General features: G+C 71.2%; 20 protein-coding genes. 7 read left to right on the plus strand and 13 right to left on the minus strand.

Annotated features, from left to right (window positions below; genetic code table 11):
* Positions 1-19: 19 nt before the first annotated feature.
* Complete coding sequence (locus BBK82_RS40595) at positions 20-670, minus strand: DUF6297 family protein (protein WP_065919669.1); 651 nt, start codon at positions 668-670, stop codon at positions 20-22.
* Positions 667-1269 carry an ABC transporter ATP-binding protein gene (locus tag BBK82_RS40600; RefSeq protein WP_065919670.1) on the minus strand — a complete coding sequence of 201 codons (603 nt, stop codon included), beginning with the start codon at positions 1267-1269 and terminating at the stop codon, positions 667-669. The genes BBK82_RS40595 and BBK82_RS40600 overlap by 4 nt, the downstream gene beginning before the upstream one ends.
* 100 nt (positions 1270-1369) lie before the next feature.
* On the opposite strand from BBK82_RS40600, the gene BBK82_RS40605 reads away from it, so the two are divergent.
* The 3 genes from BBK82_RS40605 to BBK82_RS40615 are packed head-to-tail and all read left to right on the plus strand — an operon-like array spanning position 1370 to position 3643.
* Positions 1370-2527 (plus strand): LLM class flavin-dependent oxidoreductase, encoded by a 1158-nt coding sequence (locus tag BBK82_RS40605; protein WP_065919671.1) that lies wholly within the window; start codon positions 1370-1372, stop codon positions 2525-2527.
* Between the two features lie 10 nt (positions 2528-2537).
* Positions 2538-2960 carry a MarR family winged helix-turn-helix transcriptional regulator gene (locus BBK82_RS40610; RefSeq protein ID WP_237047849.1) on the plus strand — a complete coding sequence of 141 codons (423 nt, stop codon included), beginning with the start codon at positions 2538-2540 and terminating at the stop codon, positions 2958-2960.
* The gene (locus BBK82_RS40615) at positions 2960-3643 is read left to right on the plus strand and encodes a CE1759 family FMN reductase (RefSeq protein WP_065919672.1); all 684 of its coding nucleotides are present in this window, start codon (positions 2960-2962) and stop codon (positions 3641-3643) included. Before BBK82_RS40610 ends, BBK82_RS40615 begins: the two co-directional genes overlap by 1 nt.
* Here the strand turns inward: BBK82_RS40615 and BBK82_RS40620 are convergent.
* Positions 3640-4470, minus strand: a complete 831-nt coding sequence (locus BBK82_RS40620; RefSeq protein WP_065921756.1) for an SDR family NAD(P)-dependent oxidoreductase — start codon at positions 4468-4470, stop codon at positions 3640-3642. The two genes, BBK82_RS40615 and BBK82_RS40620, sit on opposite strands and share 4 nt — an antisense overlap.
* A 59-nt stretch (positions 4471-4529) precedes the next feature.
* Here BBK82_RS40620 and BBK82_RS40625 point away from each other — a divergent pair, with 59 nt between their 5' ends.
* Positions 4530-5186: a TetR/AcrR family transcriptional regulator gene (locus BBK82_RS40625; protein ID WP_170068046.1), complete on the plus strand. Its 657-nt coding sequence runs from the start codon at positions 4530-4532 to the stop codon at positions 5184-5186.
* Here the strand turns inward: BBK82_RS40625 and BBK82_RS40630 are convergent.
* The 3 genes from BBK82_RS40630 to BBK82_RS40640 are packed head-to-tail and all read right to left on the minus strand — an operon-like array spanning position 5183 to position 7622.
* Positions 5183-5929, minus strand: a complete 747-nt coding sequence (locus BBK82_RS40630; RefSeq protein WP_065919674.1) for an ABC transporter permease — start codon at positions 5927-5929, stop codon at positions 5183-5185. The genes BBK82_RS40625 and BBK82_RS40630 overlap by 4 nt on opposite strands.
* Positions 5926-6648 (minus strand): ABC transporter ATP-binding protein, encoded by a 723-nt coding sequence (locus tag BBK82_RS40635; protein ID WP_065919675.1) that lies wholly within the window; start codon positions 6646-6648, stop codon positions 5926-5928. Before BBK82_RS40635 ends, BBK82_RS40630 begins: the two co-directional genes overlap by 4 nt.
* Entirely contained in the window at positions 6645-7622 is a 978-nt protein-coding gene (locus BBK82_RS40640) for an ABC transporter substrate-binding protein (RefSeq protein ID WP_065919676.1), read from the minus strand. The genes BBK82_RS40635 and BBK82_RS40640 overlap by 4 nt, the downstream gene beginning before the upstream one ends.
* 54 nt (positions 7623-7676) lie before the next feature.
* Here BBK82_RS40640 and BBK82_RS40645 point away from each other — a divergent pair, with 54 nt between their 5' ends.
* On the plus strand, positions 7677-9221 hold the full coding sequence (locus BBK82_RS40645; protein ID WP_065919677.1) for an FAD-dependent oxidoreductase: 1545 nt from the start codon (positions 7677-7679) through the stop codon (positions 9219-9221).
* Positions 9218-9745, plus strand: coding sequence for a hypothetical protein (locus tag BBK82_RS52505; protein ID WP_179953731.1), 528 nt, complete (start codon positions 9218-9220; stop codon positions 9743-9745). Before BBK82_RS40645 ends, BBK82_RS52505 begins: the two co-directional genes overlap by 4 nt.
* Here BBK82_RS52505 and BBK82_RS40655 read toward each other — a convergent pair.
* A complete protein-coding gene (locus tag BBK82_RS40655; RefSeq protein WP_083268536.1) occupies positions 9742-10113 on the minus strand; it encodes a YciI family protein in 372 nt (123 codons plus the stop codon). The genes BBK82_RS52505 and BBK82_RS40655 overlap by 4 nt on opposite strands.
* Before the next feature lie 85 nt (positions 10114-10198).
* Here BBK82_RS40655 and BBK82_RS40660 point away from each other — a divergent pair, with 85 nt between their 5' ends.
* Complete coding sequence (locus BBK82_RS40660) at positions 10199-10663, plus strand: hypothetical protein (protein ID WP_065919679.1); 465 nt, start codon at positions 10199-10201, stop codon at positions 10661-10663.
* Here the strand turns inward: BBK82_RS40660 and BBK82_RS40665 are convergent.
* The 6 genes from BBK82_RS40665 to BBK82_RS40685 all read right to left on the minus strand — a co-directional run bounded on the left by BBK82_RS40665 (position 10621) and on the right by BBK82_RS40685 (position 16392).
* Positions 10621-13485 carry a toll/interleukin-1 receptor domain-containing protein gene (locus BBK82_RS40665; RefSeq protein WP_065919680.1) on the minus strand — a complete coding sequence of 955 codons (2865 nt, stop codon included), beginning with the start codon at positions 13483-13485 and terminating at the stop codon, positions 10621-10623. The genes BBK82_RS40660 and BBK82_RS40665 overlap by 43 nt on opposite strands.
* A gap of 28 nt (positions 13486-13513) precedes the next feature.
* Positions 13514-15190, minus strand: coding sequence for a GMC family oxidoreductase (locus BBK82_RS40670; protein ID WP_218920488.1), 1677 nt, complete (start codon positions 15188-15190; stop codon positions 13514-13516).
* Positions 15187-15468: a hypothetical protein gene (locus BBK82_RS40675; RefSeq protein WP_218920489.1), complete on the minus strand. Its 282-nt coding sequence runs from the start codon at positions 15466-15468 to the stop codon at positions 15187-15189. The genes BBK82_RS40670 and BBK82_RS40675 overlap by 4 nt, the downstream gene beginning before the upstream one ends.
* A 43-nt stretch (positions 15469-15511) precedes the next feature.
* On the minus strand, positions 15512-15844 hold the full coding sequence (locus tag BBK82_RS40680; RefSeq protein WP_065919681.1) for a putative quinol monooxygenase: 333 nt from the start codon (positions 15842-15844) through the stop codon (positions 15512-15514).
* Between the two features lie 73 nt (positions 15845-15917).
* Positions 15918-16085, minus strand: coding sequence for a hypothetical protein (locus BBK82_RS51110; protein WP_154697791.1), 168 nt, complete (start codon positions 16083-16085; stop codon positions 15918-15920).
* A gap of 22 nt (positions 16086-16107) precedes the next feature.
* The gene (locus BBK82_RS40685) at positions 16108-16392 is read right to left on the minus strand and encodes a DUF6928 family protein (RefSeq protein ID WP_154697792.1); all 285 of its coding nucleotides are present in this window, start codon (positions 16390-16392) and stop codon (positions 16108-16110) included.
* Positions 16393-16420 lie beyond the last annotated feature (28 nt).

Consider the following 16420-nt stretch of genomic DNA (forward strand, 5'->3'; position numbering starts at 1 on the left):
CGCAACGACGTCACGGCCGTCACCACGAGCACCACCGCGACCGGTGCCAACCACACCGCGTCCAGCCCGCGGAAGTCCGGCCGCACGAACAGCGCCGGCCACTCCGAGCCCACCCACCGAAGTCCGGCCGCACGAACAACGCCACCACCGCCACCCCGGCCAGCACGCTCAACCAGCCCTGCGGCCGCACCCGGACCCGCTGCAGCACCACCGCACCGGCCACCAGTGCCACCCCGAGCGCCGCGCCACCGGCGGCCTCCACCACGCCGGGGCGTGCGTACCCACCGACCACCCCGAACAGCACCACCGGCCACACCGCACCGGCCGCCGCCCCTCCCAGCAGCAGCAAACCCAGGCGCGGCAACAACAACCCGGTGCGGTTCACCGGCGAGCCGAGCAGCCAGAACATCCGGTCCCGCGCCACGAACACCGGCCCGAACGCCAGCAGCACCCTCACCGCCACCACCGCCGCGAGCACCGACAGCCACAGCCAGACCCACGCACTCGCGCTGCCCTCGGGCTTCTGCAGCCCCTTGAACGCGATCCCCCACCCGATCGCGCCCACGATCCCGATGTTGACCAGCTGCTCGTACCACCGCGCCGCCCGGAACCGCCACGGCAGCGGCTCCGGGCGCAACCGGCGGCGGACCGCGGCGGCGGACGGGATCACGGGGTGACGGTCCGGTCGGCCACCGCGAGCACCAGCTCCTCGTCGTGCGAGGCGAACACGACCGCCACCCCGGCCGCCTTCTCCGCCTTCAACCGCTCCCGCAGCCACATCCGCCCCTGTGCGTCCAGCCGTTGTTCCGGCTCGTCCAGCACCAGCAACCGGCGCGGCCGCACGAAGCAGGCCGCCAGGCCCAGCCGGTGCCGCTGCCCGCTCGACAACGTCGGCGGCAGCTGGTCGGCGACCGCGGTCAGCCCCAGCTCGTCCACCACGTCCGCGACCTCGTCCGCGGCACCGTGCAGCCACGCCGCCAGCCGCAGGTGCTCCACCACCGACAGGTCGGGGAAGTAGTCGGCGTCGTCCAGCAGCGCCGCCACCGAGGCGCGGAACGCGGCCGACGTCTCGTCGCGCGCCACTCCGTCCACCAGCACCGAGCCCGCGTCCAGGACCTCGGCCCCGACCAGGCACTTCAGCAACGTCGACTTGCCGGAGCCGTTGCTCCCGACGACCGCGACCGCCTCACCGGCACCCACGGCGAACGACAGGCCGCTGAACACCGGGAACTCGCCGTAGGCCTTGCCGATCCCCCGCACCTCCAGCATGTGATCAGGGTAGTGGGAATAGCCCGGCCCCCTGCGCGTTAAGGTAGATGCAAACGCATAGAACTTCAGAAGATCCACCAGACCGAAGGAGGCGGGGACCGTGCAGTTCGGAGTGTTCTCGGTGAGCGACATCACCAGGGATCCGGTGAGCGGCGAGACCCCCAGCGAGGCCGAGCGCATCGACGCGATCGTCCAGATCGCGCAGAAGGCCGAGGAGGTCGGGCTCGACGTCTTCGCGATCGGCGAGCACCACAACCCGCCGTTCTTCTCGTCCGCGCCGACGACCCTGCTGGCCGCCATCGCGGCGACGACGAAGAAGCTGGTCGTCAGCACCGCCACGACGCTGATCACGACCAACGACCCGGTGCGCATCGCCGAGGAGTACGCGATGCTGCAGCACCTGGCGAAGGGTCGCATGGACCTGATGCTGGGCCGCGGCAACACCGCGCCGGTCTACCCGTGGTTCGGCGCCGACATCCGGCAGAGCCTGCCGCTGGCGCTGGAGAACTACAACTTGCTGCACCGGTTGTGGCGCGAGGACGTCGTGGACTGGGAGGGCAAGTTCCGCACGCCGTTGCAGGGCTTCACCTCGACGCCGCGGCCGCTCGACGACCTGCCGCCGTTCGTGTGGCACGGCTCGATCCGCACGCCGGAGATCGCGGAGCAGGCCGCTTACTACGGTGACGGCTTCTTCGCCAACAACATCTTCTGGCCCAAAGAGCACTACATGCGGCTGATCAAGTTCTACCGCCAGCGGTTCGCGCACTACGGCCACGGCACGGAGAAGCAGGCCATCGTCGGTCTCGGCGGCCAGGCCTACATCGCCAAGCGGTCGCAGGACGCGATCAACGAGTTCCGCCCGTACTTCAACGAGGCACCGGTCTACGGGCACGGGCCGCGGATGGAGGACTTCATGGCGCAGACGCCGCTGTCGGTGGGCAGCCCGCAGGAGGTCATCGACAAGACGCTGACGTTCCGCGAGCACTTCGGCGACTACCAGCGGCAGATGTTCCTGATGGACCACGCCGGGCTGCCGCTCAAGACCGTGCTGAACCAGCTCGACCTGCTGGGTGAGGAGGTGGTTCCGGTGCTGCGCAAGGAGATCGAGGCGCGGCAGGACCCGGAGACCGCCAAGCCGCCGACGCACGCGGTGCGGTTGAAGGCCAAGTACGGCGACGGACCGGCCCGCCAGCCGCGCCCGAACGCCAACCGCGGCGACAACGTCACGGGTGGCTCGCCCTACCAGGACTCCGAGTGAGGTAGGCACGGTGACCAGGGCGAACGAGGCGTGGGAGTCGTTGATGACCGCCTACGCCGTGCTCATGAAGCGGTTCAACGCCGAGGACGTGTGGGGTGAGCTGAGCATGCGCGAGTACGACGTGCTCTACACCCTGTCCAAGTGCGACGGTCCACTTCGGATGAGCGAGCTCAACCGGCACGTGCTGCTCAGCCAGCCCGCCCTGTCCCGCATGGTCGACCGGCTGGTCGACCGCGGGCTGGTGGACCGCTGCACCGATCCCGGTGACCGCCGGGGTGTGCGCCTGTCGCTCACCCCGGCGGGCCGGGAGACCCAGCAGGCGATCGGCCGCCCGCACGCGCGCGGCGTCACGCGCGCGTTGAGCGTCCTGACGCCTGAAGAACTCGACCAACTCGCCGCGATCTGCGGCAAGCTCAGCCAGAGCGAGGAGTAATGGGCACCACCTTCCAGCTCGCCGTCGTGTCGGCGGGCACGAGCGACCCGTCGTCCACCCGCCTGCTCGCCGACCGCGTCGCCGGCCGGGTCACCGCCCTTGCCGGCCAGCGGTCGCAGACCGTGCGGACGCAGGTGGTCGAGCTGCGCACGCTCGCCACGGAGATCGCGAACGCCCTGGTGTCGAACCACATCGGCCCCGGCCTGCAGAAGGCGATCGCCACGCTGCAGCACGCCGACGCGATCGTCGCCTCCACGCCGGTCTACAAGGCGGGCGCGAGCGGTCTGTTCACCTCGTTCTTCCAGGTCCTCGACAACGACCTGCTGATCGCGAAGCCCGTCGTGCTCGCCGCGACCGCCGGCACCGCCCGGCACGCGCTCGTCGTCGACGACCAGATCCGCGGGCTCTTCGCCTACCTGCGGACGGTGGTCGTGCCGACGTCGCTCTTCGCCGCGACCGAGGACTGGACGGACCCTGCGCTGAACAAGCGGATCGACCGCGCGGCACTGGAACTGGTGGCGCTCATGGCCTCCGGCTTCGAGAAGCAGGTCCGCGAGGAGTCGTGGGGCAGCTACCAGCACGAGTTCGGCAGTGCCGGCGGCACCGAGCTGTCGATCGACCTCGACTCCGACCTGATGCGCCTGGCCGCCGGCGGCGCGGCGAACCAGAAGCCGGCCAACTAGAAGTCCGCGCCGCGCGAGAGCTTTTCGTGCGCGCGCAGCTCGACCAGTGCCTTCTCGTGCACGGCAACGGCGGCGTCGTACGCGGCGCCGCCGAGCACGATCCGCTGCGGTGGCTCGGCCGAGTCCAACGCCGCCAGCACGGCCCGCACTCCTCGTTCCGGGTCACCCGGCTGCTTGCCGTCCTGGCCGGCGAACGTCGCCCGGACTTCCTCCACCAACCCCACGTACGCGTCCACGGTCTCGTCGACCGGCTCGTGCTGGAAGCTCGAGTAGGCCTTGGTGCGGAACGCTCCCGGCTCCACGACGAGCACCCGCACGCCGAACGGCTCCACCTCCGCGCGCAGGGCCTCCGACACGCCCTCCAGCGCGAACTTCGCAGCCGAGTAGTAGCCGAACCCCGGCGCGCCGACCAGGCCGGCCAGCGACGACATGGTGACGATCCACCCGCTGCGGCGCGCCCGCATGCCCGGCAGCACCGCCCGGACGACGTCGACCGCCGCGAAGAAGTTCAGGTCGAACGTCCGCCGCACCGTCTCGTCGCGCATGCCCTCCACCGAGCCGTACCAGCCGCGGCCCGCGTTGTTGACCAGCACGTCGATCCCGCCGAACCGCTCCTCGGCCGCCGCGACCGCCGCCCTGACCTGCTCGGCGTCCGTCACGTCCAGCGCGAGCACGAGCACCCGGTCGCCATACCGCTCCGCCCACTCCCGCAGCTCCTCCGGCCGGCGCGCGGTCACCACGACCTGATCGCCCCGCTCCAGCGCCGCCTCGGCGTAGACCAGACCGAACCCGCCCGGCGTGCCTCCGGTGATGAACCAGGTCCTCATCAGCACTTCTCCTTTCGCTATAGCGCTCAATGTAGCGCTACATGGGCTACTATAGCGGCATGCAGAACGCACGGGATCGGCTCCTGCTAGCGGCCGCGGAGCTGCTGGAAAGCGGCGGCACGCCCTCGACCAGGGCCGTCTGCGAACGCGCCGGGGTGCAGGCGCCGACGCTCTACCACCACTTCGGCAGCAAGCAGGGCCTGATCGACGCCGTGCTGAACCACGGCTTCACCCAGTACGTCACCGCCGAGAGCACCGGTGACCCGCTCGACGACCTGCGGACGGGCTGGGACCGGCACGTGCGGTTCGGGCTGGAGCACCCGGCGTTCTACGGCCTGCTCTACGGCCGCGCCGAGCCCGGGAAGCCGTGCGCGGTCACGGCTCCCGCGCACGCGGCACTGCGCGACCGGTTCACCGAGGCCGCCGCGAAAGGCCTGCTGAAGGTGCCCGCTCAGGACGCCGCCGAGCAGGTGCTCGCCGCGAACGTGGGCGTCACGCTCACCCTGATCACCCAGCCGGAGCCGGACTTCGCGCTGTCCGAACGCGTCCGCGAGGCGGCGCTGGCCGGCGTGCTGCACACCGCCTCAACAGGACCGCAGACCACTCGCGCGAACGCCGCGCTCACCCTCCGCGCGCTGGTCGGCGAGGACCCGTCCGGCCTGACGCGCGGCGAGCAGGCGTTGCTCGACGAGCTGCTGGAGCGGCTGGGTCGTTAACGCCGGTGCTCCTCCGCCCACGGCAGCACCTTCCGCTCGATGAACGCCAGCCCGTAGAACAGCGCGATGCTCATGACCGCGAGCAACGCCATCGCCGCGAACGCCAGCGGGGTGTCCGCGCTGGCACCGGACTGCGTGATCACGTAGCCCAGTCCCTCGTACGCACCGATGAACTCCGAGATCACCGCCCCGATGACCGCCAGGGTGATCGCCACCTTCAACCCGACGAAGACCTGCGGCAGCGCATACATCAACCGCAGCTTGAAGAACTCCTGCGCGCGCGTGGCGTCCAACGACCGCAGCAGCTCGACCAGCTCGTGCGGCGTGGACTTCATGCCGGACGCGGTCGAGATGACGATCGGGAACACGCACACGAGCACGACCATCAGCACCTTCGACTCGATGCCGAACCCGAACCACACCACCACGATCGGCGCGATCGCGACCTTCGGCACCGCGTTCAGCGCCACCAGCAACGGGTAGAACATCCGCTCCAGCACCTTCGACCCGACGATCAGCAACGCCACCGGCACACCCACCACGACGGACAGCAGGAAGCCCAGCACGGTCTCCCACAACGTGACCAGGCTCTGCCGCAGCAGGTGTTCCGGGTACTCCAGGAACGACGCGACGACGTCCGCGGGTGACGGCACCAGGAACGACTCGACGCCGAACACGATCGTCGCCAGCCACCACAGCCCGACGACGACCGTCAACCCCAGCAGCGGCAACAGGACCTTCACGCCGTCACCCCCAGCAGTCCGCGCAGCTCCCGGCTCACGTCGTCCAGCCCGGCCTGTCCCAGTGCTCGCGGTCGCGGCACCGGGACCTCGACGACCCGGTGCACCCGGCCCGGTCGCGGGCTGAGCACCACGATCCGGTCGGCGAGCAGCACGGCCTCCTCGATCGAGTGCGTCACGAGCACGACCGCGCGCGGCAGCTCCAGCTGAACCCGTTGCAGCTCCTGCGAAAGCTCCTCGCGGGTCAACGCGTCCAATGCGGAGAACGGCTCGTCCATCAGCATCACCCGCGGCTGCTGGATCAACGACCGGCACAGCGCCACCCGTTGCTGCATCCCGCCGGACAGCTCGTGCGGCAGCCGTTTCTCGAACCCGGCGAGCCCGACCAGCTCCAGCAGCTCGTGCGCCTGGTGCGCGCCCGGCAGCCGGAGGACCTCCACCGGCAGCAGCACGTTCGCCAGCACCGACCGCCACGGCAGCAACGCCGGGCGCTGGAACATGACCGACACGTCCCGGCGCGGCCGCACCACCGGCTCACCGGCCACCGCGATCCGCCCGGACGTCGGCGTCAGCAACCCGGCGACCAGCCGCAGCAACGTCGACTTGCCGCAGCCGGACCGCCCGATCACCGCGACGAACTCGTGCTCGCCCACCGCGAGGTCGATCCCCGCCAGCGCCTCGACGTCACCGAACGAGTGCGAGACCTGGTGGAGCTCGATCACCGCTGCGGCGCCAGCCCGGCCGTGGCCACGTCGGCGGCGCGCACGCCGTCCGGGATCGCGCCCGCCTCGCGCAGGGTGGTGAGCACCTTCTCCACCCTGGCGTCCGTCAGCTCCCCCACCGGACCGGTGAACCCGGCCGGTCGCACGTACGGCGCCATCAGCGTGACCTCGGCACTCGCCACCGCCGGGTCCTGGGTCGGCTGGTGCTTCTTCAGGATCTGGCCGAGCTCGTCCGGGTGCTCGACCGAGTGGGTCAGGCCCTTGAGCAACGCGGCCGAGAACCGCTTCACCAGCTCCGGCTTCTGCGCGGCGGTGTCCTTCGAGGTCACCAGCGCGTTGCCGTACAGGTCGGGCACGAGGTCGCCGTAGGGCAGCACGACCGCCTTGCGCCCCTTGGCTGCCGCCTCGATCAGCGGCTTACCGACGACGAACTGCCCGATCCCGTCCACCTGCCCCGCGGCCAGCAGCTGCGGCAACGCGGGTGGTGCGGACGGCACGAACTGGACCTGTGCCGGATCGATGCCGGCGGCCTTGGCGTAGACCGGGAACATCACCTGGTTCGTCGAGCCGGGCTGGTCGCCGATCTTCTTGCCGACCAGGTCGGCCGGCTTGGCGATGCCACCGCCCTCCAGCGCGACGATCGCGGCCAGCGACCGCTGCTGGATCGCGGCGACGGTCGTGACCGGCAGCTTCTCCTTCGCCACGGTGATCGCGGTGGCGGTGAAGTCCGCGATGCCGAAGTCCGCCCGGCCACCGGCGACGAGCTTGAGCACGTCGACGCTGCCGGTACCCGGTGTGATCGTCACGTCGATGCCCGCCTCGGCGAAGAACCCCTTCTCCTGTGCGACGTACGCGTACGCGTCACGGCCGAACGCGCTGAACGACGTGAGGTAGTCGACCTGGTCCCGGCCGCTCTGCGGCGTTGCGCACGCGGTGACCAGTAGAAGCAGGACCGCTGAAACCGCTTTCCCCATGTTCCCTCCCCCGAAGGCACGCTTCTGTCCGAACATAGGGGGTGGGGAGGACGGATGAACACGACCAATCTGCCGGTCGCCGTCGTGGGCGCCGGGCCGATCGGGCTGATCACCGCGCTGGGGCTGGTCGCGCACGGGGTGCCGGTGGTGGTCTTCGAGGCGGGTGACGACCTGTCCGCCGAGACGAGGGCGGGCACGGTGCTGACCCGCACGCTGGAGGTGCTGGACCGCTACGACGCGCTCGAACCGGTGCTGGCGGCGTCGTTGCGGATCGACGAGATCGGCGAGCTGGACCGGGCCACCGGGCGGTCGACCGGCAGCGTGCTGACCGCCGAGCTGGCCGGTGAGACGCGGTTCCCGTTCGTGGTCAACATCGGTCAGCACGAGCTGGAGCCGGTGCTGGCCGAGGTGCTGGAGCAACGCGCGCCCGGTGCGGTGAAGATGCGGCACCGGCTGGTGGACTTCACCTGTCAGGCCGACGGCGTGACACTGCACCTGTCGACGCCGGACGGGCCCGTGGACGTGGCGGCGGCGTACCTGCTGGGGTGCGACGGCGGGCGGTCGACCGTGCGCGAACGGCTCGGCGTCGAGGTCTCCGGGCACACGCTGGAGCAGCGGTACGCGTTGGTCGACCTGGTGTGCGACCTCGACGTGCGCAACCCGCGCGACTACCCGTACTTGGCCTACTTCGGCGACGCCGAGGAGTGGGTGGTCCTGGTCCGCCAGCCGCGCTGCTGGCGGTTCGTGTTCCCGTTGACCGGGGCCGCGCCCTCAGAGGAGGAGCTGCGCGCCAAGGCACGGCGCTTCATCGGCGAGGTCGACGAGCTGACCGTGCTGGGCAGCAACGTCTACACCGTGCACCACCGGGTCGCGTCGTCGTGGCAGCGCGGGCGGGTGTTCCTGCTGGGCGACGCGGCGCACCTGATCACGCCGATGTGGGCGCTGGGTCTCAACACCGGCGTGCTCGACGCGTCCAACCTGCCGTGGCGGCTCGCGTGGGTGCACCGCGGCTGGGCGGGTGAGGCGCTGCTGCGCGGTTATGAGGCCGAGCAGGCGCCGGTGGCCGTCAACGGTTCCGGCGAGATGGCGGAGGCGGCGCGCCTGGCGATGTCCCGGCGCTCGACCGTCCGGCGCACGGCGGGGTGGGGTGACGCGATGACCCGCACGTTGCTCGGGGTGCGCCTGGGACCGGGGTCGATGGTGCGCACCGGGCCGGCGCCGGCGCAGGTCGGCGAACGGGTTCCGGACCTGCGGGTCTTCGGTCCGCGCGGAACCGTGCACCTGCACGAGCTGTGCCGCGACTCGTTCGTCGCGCTGCACCTGACCGACGCCCGCCGCCGCCCGCCGGTCCCGGTCGCGGGCCCTCCCGGTCTGCGGCAGGTGGTGGTGAGCCGGTGGGACGCGCCGCACGACTCGGGGCTGCGGGACCGCGCGTACTTCGACCCCGGCGACACCGTGCGGACCCGGTTCGGGCTCGGTGACGTGGTGGTCCTGCTGCGTCCGGACGGGCACATCGCGTGGATCGAGCCGTGGACCGTGCGGAGCGGGGATGCGGCGCAGGAGTGGTACCTGGCGTTCGTGGGACAGGAGGCGCTGTGAGAGGCGATGTCGTGTTCTCGCCGGCCGGTGAGGAGATCGTGCTCGTCGACGTCGGTCAGGTCGTGCTGCACGACGACCCGGTGGTGCGGGTGTGGGAGGTGACGCTCGACCCCGGCGAGTGCCACCCGTGGCACCTGCACCACAACCCGTACGTGGTGCTGAGCATCGAGGGCTCCGACGGCCGGATGGACTGGCTCGACGGCAGCGAGCCGCGGTTCATCTCCGAGCACCGCGGCGGCTCGGTGTACCGGCCGGTGTCGCCCGTGCACCGGCTGACCAACATCGGGCGGACCCGTTACCGCAACCGGCTGGTGGAGCTGAAGGACCTGGGTGAGCACCAGGAGTCCGCTCTCGACATCCACCCCGACGACGTTGCCGTGCAGGTCGTGAGGGACGTCGTGCTGGAACTGGAGGGGCCGCACGTGCTCGCCGCCCTCGACAGCGAGGACGTGCGGCTCCACTCGGGAGGACGGTGCGAGCTCGCCGGCGAGTGGTTCGTCGTCGAGCTGCGTTATCTCGGTTAGTGCTGCGGGAGGTCCTCGGCCTCGACGACCTCCCGCACCTCGACCGAGATCTCGATGCCGTCGAACAGCGCGATGTACTCCCGCGCCAGCGCCACGGCCTCGGCGCGGTCCTCCGCGTTGATCAGCGCGAAGCCGCCGATGACCTCCTTGGCCTCGGTGAACGGCCCGTCGGTGGACTTGACGTGGCCGCCGCGGTCCTTGCGGATCATCGCGCCGCGGTCCGACTTCCAGACGCCCTCGGCGGTGATGACGGTGCCGTCGGCGAACGCCTTCTCCATGTAGGCGCCCATCTTCTCGATGAACTCAGGGGTGGGGTCCCAGGCCTTCTCCTCCTGCTCGGACACCCGGTGCATCATCAGGAACCGCATGGTCGTTCTCCTCGATGTCGACAAGCGGCGGTCAACCGCACCCCTGCGTCGAACGGCCGCCGGACGTTCTCGACATTCTGGACGCATGATCCTGCGAAGGCTCGTCACTGCGCTGCTGAGCATGTGGTTCTTCGGCAACCTCTACGAACAGCTCGTGTGGAACCCGCAGCTGCTCGCCGACCCGCGGCCGGGCTCGCTGATCGGCGTTTTCGCGCCAGGCAGCCCGTTCTACTACTACGTGCCCTGGTCCCAGCTGGCCGTCGTGCTGGCCGTGGTCGTGTGGTTCCGGTTGCCCCGCAACTCGCCCGCCCGCAGGCGGTGGACCGTCGCCCTCGGGTTCCTGATCGCCTCGGTCGCCGCGAAGGTCGTGCTGATCACGCAGGTCAACCCGGTGTTCCGCGACCCGGCGGTCTCCCGGGAGGTCGTGCACGACAACGCCGTGGTGTGGGCGTTCGGCAACGGCTTCGTCGTGCTGACCGTGGGAGTCGCGCTCCTGCTGATCACGAGTCAGCGCGCGCAACTCGGCCCGGCCGGCACACCGCCCGAATAGCGGTCGCGTTCCTCCTGCGGCAACGGACCGGCGAGCGCGCACAACCGGTGCCGCATGGCCGTGAAGTCGAGCTGCCAGTGCACCAACCGGCCGTCGACGGTCGCCGACACCACGGTGTTGGCGGCACCCCTGTCCAGCAGCACGTCGTCCGCGCCACCGATCCACCTCCGCCCGTTCGCCACCGCGCGGCCGTCCAGCCAGGTCGCCAGCAGCACGCCGCTGTCCGGGTCCACCAGCGCGATGCCGCCGAACCCGCCGAAGCTGCGGCTGGCCTGCACCAGCAGCCCGTCCGCGGTGAACGCCAGCCGCATGGCGCGCACATCGGGACCACCGGTGTCGGGCACGGGCAGCGCACGCAGCTGCTGGGGCGCGTCCAGGTCGGTCACGACGACCCGGCCGCCCTGCTCGGCGAAGGCGACCCGGCGCCCGGACGGGTCCAGCGCGACGTCGAAGATCATGTTGGACGAACCGCGGTCATCGTCGATCTTGACCCGCTCCTCGTACCGCGTCCCGGTCCAGCGCAGCACGGTGACCTGGAACTGGTCGCTGATGAACGCGACGAGCCCTCCCCCGTTGCCGGCGTCCAGCGAGGCTCCGCCGTCGCTGAGGCCCACCGTCGCGGGGAAGGCCTGCTCCTCGGTCCCGTTGTCCGGGTCGAGCACCCGCAGGACCTGCTCGCGGTCGTCGTTCTCGTCGGCCGTCATCACCAGCAGCCGTCCGCCGGCCCCGAAGCGCGCCTGTGCGGTCTTGCGACCGGCCAGCGCGGGCAGCCCCGGTCCGCCGGACTTCGCGAGCACCTGTCCCGACCGCCCGTCGGCGACGGTCAGCTCGCCGTCGACCACGACCGCGACCCGGTTGCCGTCGTCGCTCACCGCCACGCGCGGGTCCTGGCTGTCGTCGGTCTTCACCGGCAGGCGCAGCCGCACGCAGGTCGGGCAGTCCCACAGCTCCACCTCGCCCCGGCCGCGCGCGACGGTGGCCAGGTCGCCGGCCCGGCTGGCGGCCAGCGCGTAGACGTTGTCGCCCTTCGTCCCGCCCGTCTTGGCCGGGCCGACCACCGCCCGGTTGTCCGCCCGCGCCGACACCAGCACATCGCTGCCGTAGTCGACCGAGACGAGCCGGCTGCCGTCACCGGTGATGCTCATGTTCTTGATGTCGGCCCGGTGGCGCGCGAGATCGGTCTGCAACCCGGTGCTCATCTCCACGCCGACCAGGCTGCGGTCGGTCTGCACCACGACCACGTCCCCGTTGTCGGGCACGGCCAGTGCACCGACCGTCATCCCGACCGGTTGCTTCACCGAAGTGCCGGTGACGAGGTTCCAGGCGATGACGGACATCTGGCCGGCCGGGCCCTTGGGGTCGTCCGACATCGAGGTCGCCACGACCTGCCCGCCCGGCGCGACCGCGAGGCCCCACGCGGGTGTGTCCGCCATCAGCGGCGCCCTCGCCCACTGCCCGGTCACCGGGTCGAACCGCTCGACCCTGCCTCGCGCGAAGTTGCCGGACAGGGCGTAGAGGCCGCCGTCCACGGCGAACCCGATCTGGTCGGAGGACAGCTCCAGCACGTCCGCCCCGGCGAGCTCGGCACCCGTGTCGGTGCGCCACATCCGCACCCGGTGCCGGATGCTGGTGGACGCGGTGCGGGCGACCCACCTGCCGTCCGGTGACATGACCAGCCGGGTGTCGTCGTCCACGCCGAGGCTGCGCACGAGCTTGCGGCCGGGCACGTCCCAGACCTGGATCTTCTCCCCGTCGTCGACGGCGAGCAGCTTGCCGGTCGCGTCCAGCGCCACGGACGCGTCGCCGAGCAAGATGCCGGTGGCGTCGTCGGACGGTTCCCTGACGAGCAGCCTGCCGACCTCCGCCGCCGTCCTCGGATCCCACAGCACGACCTCCGCCTTGCCGAACGTGTCGCCGTAGAGCACGTGGGCCAGCAGGGAACCGTCCGGGGAGAAAGCCGCCTCGGACACGTCAGCCCCCTGACCGCCGCCTCTGTTGAGGTATCCGGCCACGTGCCGGTCGCGGTCGAACTGCCGGGCCAGCGCACCCTTCGCCTGCGGGGTGGGCGCCGTGTCGAACGCGGCGACGGCGAACTGCGACGCGAGCTGCGGATCGGCGGCGTAGCGGTTGTCGGCTTCGGCGGCCAACGCGCGCGAGACCGCGATACGGGCCTGTTCGTCGGCACGGTCGCGTTCGTCGACGGCGACACCGCGTTGCCACACGGCCGTGCCGGTCGCCACGAGTGCGGCCACCAGCAGCGCCGACAGGACCGAGACCAGCTGCCGTTGCCGTTGCACCTCCTCGCTGAGCAGGCGGTCCTTCGGCACGCCGTGCACCGCGGCGGCGATGGTGGCGGCCTTGTCGCGCAGCTCCGCCGCGTCCTGGTGGCGGCGCAGGTCCACCCACAGCGGCTGGGTCTCGAAGTAGCCGCGCAGCCTCGGCGGCAACGCGGTGGCCCGGTCGGTGCGGAAGTCGTTCGCCTCGACGTCCCACGACAGCTCGCCGCCCGTGACGACGACGAACAACGTGTCCGGCCCGCGGTGGGTCTGCCACCACTCGATCTCGCGGTCCACCCACGGCGACGCCGCCGCTTCCGGGCTCGCCAGCACCACGAGCGTCCTGGACGCGGCCAGCCCCTCCTCGATCGACGCCCACAGGTCCGGGCTCGCCGTCAGGGTGGTGTCGTCGCGGAACACCCGCAGCGCGGCGGGGCGGTACCAGCGCCGTCCCAGCCGGTGCAGGTGCCGTTGCACCGCCTTGGCCACCGGCCGGTCGGCCCGGTGGCTGTAGGAGATGAAGGCGTCGTAACGATCTTCCGGCACGGTCCGGGTATAGCGCGCCGGATGCCGGTCAACGGCCGGGTTGGCCGCGAGACCCCCGAACGGAGCAGCTCTCGCTGACCACGTGCCCGGCCGTGCGCAGGGCGAGCGCGGCCATGGTGAGCGACGGGTTGGCCGTGCCGAGCGACGGCATGCTGCCGCACCCGACCGCGTACAGGTTGGGGTGGTCCCAGCAGCGTTGCCACTGGTCGACCACGGAGTCGTGCGCGGACGCGCCCATCACGTGGGTGCCGCCGATGTGCCCGGCTCCCCAGAACCGCAGCGGCACGCCGTCGTGCTCGAAGAAGCGTTCGTCGCGCTCGTAGTGCGTGTGGTCCTCGGCACCGAGGAGCCCGAACAGCTGGTCCGACACGCGTTTCGCGGCCAGCAGGCCGTCCTTGACGTAGTCGGACAGGCCGTAGTGGATGGTCGGGCACGGGTTGCCGAGCGGGTCCCTGTCCGTGCCGAGAGTGACGCGGTTCGTGGGGTCGGCCTCCTGCTCGACCTCGATCTGGAGGGTGAACTGGCGGCTGACGCGGTCTTTGAGAGCTTTCCGCAGTGCCGTCCCGCTGTACCCCTGTGCCACCAGTTCGGCGACGTCGCGGTCGGGGCTGCCGGCCGACCACCCCCAGCCCCAGTTGCCGATCTCGATGCGGAACGGTGCCCGCGTGCAGCGCTGTGGCCCGGTCCGGAACGCCTCGATGCCCGACGTCGACCCGGGACCGCGGAACGGCCCGATCGGCTCGGCCAGCAACCCCCAGGTGAGCAGCACCGGGTGGTCCATCAGGTTGCGGCCGACCTGGTCGCTGCTGTTCGCGAGGCCGGACATGAGCAGGATCTTGGCGTTCTCAATGGCATGCGCGGCGAGGACGACGACGTCCGCTTCGACCTCGTGCCGTGTGTGTGCGCCGGTCGTGTCGTCGTAGTAGCGCTGGTAGCTGACCTTGGTGATCCGCCCGAACTCGTCCGCGTGGACACGGTCGACCACGGATCGTGTGCGCAGTTCGACGTTCTTCGGCCAACGCTGCTGCGTACGAAGTGGCGTGTACTTGGCGTTTTCAGGACAGATCGGCACACAGCTCGCGAACCCGGCGCACAGGTGCCCGTCCAGCTGGTAACCCCGCACCGGGACGCCGTTGCGCGCCTGCGGGGTGCCGGTGACGAGCAGCTCGTGCCCGTCGACCTCCTTGCCGTCCACAACGGACGCGATGAGGTGGTCGAGGTACGTGCGGGGCAAGGCGTGCATGGGAAACCGGTAGTCGTCCGGCATCGGCAGGTGCCCGCGCTGCTCGTCCGCGTCGGCCGCGACCCCGATCTCCCACTCGGCCGCGCGGTAGTGGGGCTCCAGCGTCGCGTAGTCGATCGGCCAGTTCCGCCCGTGCCCCAGATCGGCCGAGCGGAAGTCCTCCGGGTGCATCCGCGGTGTGAGCCCGGTCCACGCCGCCCCGGTACCGCCGTTGGTCCGCAGGTACGGACTGCTGTACGGGAACGGCCCGGTGTTGCCCAGGTAGTCGCTCGACGGCGCCGCGGCCGTCCTGCGGTAGGGCGCGAGCGGCGTCTTGACCCGCGCGGTGCGGAACCGGCTGATCGCCTCGTCGTGGTCGGTCTCCCCACCGGCCTCCAGCACCACGACCTGGAACCCGTTGTCCCCCAGCACCTTCGCCATCAGCGACCCGGCGAACCCGGCACCGACCACCACGGCCCTCACCGCTGACTGCCTCTGGGCGGTCTCCGCTCCCAGCTGCCGAACCCGGGAGCCGCGGTCCCCGGCGCCGCGACCCCGATCGCCTTCCACGCCAGCCCCTCGGCATAGGCGCGGGCACTCGGGATCTCCCCGCGCCACACCCCGGTGTACCAGAGCTCGATGAGCTCGGCCGGCGACGCGTCCGCCGCCAGCCCCGCGTACAGCTCGACCAGCCCGGTCGACCTCAGCTCCTCCGCCGTGAACCCGGTGAGCCCGGCGGACATCTCCACGAAGGCGTCCATGCCCGCCATCCTCGCCCCGCACCCCGGCGTTGCGTGCCGGACCTCACCCGCGTGGCGCAACCTCCATCTCGCCCAGCGCGGACCAGCCGTCCTGCTCCACGACCTGGCTCACGATCTTCGGCGTCTCGGCCAGGTACCGCGGGAGCTCGGCCTGGGCGTTCTTGAAGTGCTCGGACCGCACGTGCTGCCCGCCGGCGTCACCGTCGCGGAAGGCCTCGACGAGCACGTACTCGTTCGGGTCGTCGAGGCTGCGCGACCAGTCGAACCACAGGCAGCCGGGCTCGGCCCTGGTGGCCTCGATGAAGGAGCGGGAGAGCTCGGGCCAGGCGTCGGCGTGCTCGGGGAGGACGAGGAACTTGGCGGTGATGAAGATCAAGGCGGGCCTCCTGTGCTCGGTTCCCCGAGCCTAGGGGGAAGCGCCGGGCACCGCGTGTCCCTACCGCGTCAGGTCAACCACGCGCCCGCCTCGACCGCGCGAACGCCTGCTCCTCCACCAGCGACCCGTCCGGCGCCATCCGCATCCGCTTCGGTCCTTGGCTGGTCATCTGCGCCAGCAACGCCTGCGTGTCCGCGGCGCGCTGCGCCTGGTCCGCCCGTGTCACCCGGAACCTGTGCACCACGACCTCATCCGGGTCGGTCTCACCGGGCGCGCCCCGCCGCGAACTCCCGCACGTGCGGAGGCAACTCGATGGTCGCCAGCTCCCGATCGCACACGATCGTGGCGTTCGGCAGCACCGCGACGTAGGCCATCCCGTCGGCTGGATAGAGCTCCTCGGCCAATGTGCTGTCATCCGCGCGTTCAATCGCACAGCCCGGCCGCAACGCGCGGATCACCGTTTCCGCAGCTTCGCGGTCCGGCTCACCGCGCGATGTCAACGCCACCCGCACGTCACCGAACGCCACCAACGCCGCATTGGCCCCCATGTAACCCCCTCGGATCGTGCGCGCACAC

The organism is Lentzea guizhouensis, from assembly GCF_001701025.1.
GTDB classification, from domain to species: domain Bacteria; phylum Actinomycetota; class Actinomycetes; order Mycobacteriales; family Pseudonocardiaceae; genus Lentzea; species Lentzea guizhouensis.

Excerpts from the sequence above, each read along its gene's own strand:
- BBK82_RS40655 (WP_083268536.1), bottom strand. The coding sequence starts at position 10,113 with ATGCGGTTCCTGATGATGCACCGGGTGTCCGAGCAGGAGGAGAAGGCC.
- BBK82_RS40620 (WP_065921756.1), bottom strand. The coding sequence starts at position 4,470 with ATGAGGACCTGGTTCATCACCGGAGGCACGCCGGGCGGGTTCGGTCTG.
- BBK82_RS40675 (WP_218920489.1), bottom strand. The coding sequence starts at position 15,468 with ATGGACGCCTTCGTGGAGATGTCCGCCGGGCTCACCGGGTTCACGGCG.
- BBK82_RS40640 (WP_065919676.1), bottom strand. The coding sequence starts at position 7,622 with ATGGGGAAAGCGGTTTCAGCGGTCCTGCTTCTACTGGTCACCGCGTGC.
- BBK82_RS40615 (WP_065919672.1), top strand. The coding sequence starts at position 2,960 with ATGGGCACCACCTTCCAGCTCGCCGTCGTGTCGGCGGGCACGAGCGAC.
- BBK82_RS40660 (WP_065919679.1), top strand. The coding sequence starts at position 10,199 with ATGATCCTGCGAAGGCTCGTCACTGCGCTGCTGAGCATGTGGTTCTTC.
- BBK82_RS40625 (WP_170068046.1), top strand. The coding sequence starts at position 4,530 with ATGCAGAACGCACGGGATCGGCTCCTGCTAGCGGCCGCGGAGCTGCTG.
- BBK82_RS40685 (WP_154697792.1), bottom strand. The coding sequence starts at position 16,392 with ATGGGGGCCAATGCGGCGTTGGTGGCGTTCGGTGACGTGCGGGTGGCG.
- BBK82_RS40600 (WP_065919670.1), bottom strand. The coding sequence starts at position 1,269 with ATGCTGGAGGTGCGGGGGATCGGCAAGGCCTACGGCGAGTTCCCGGTG.
- BBK82_RS40645 (WP_065919677.1), top strand. The coding sequence starts at position 7,677 with ATGAACACGACCAATCTGCCGGTCGCCGTCGTGGGCGCCGGGCCGATC.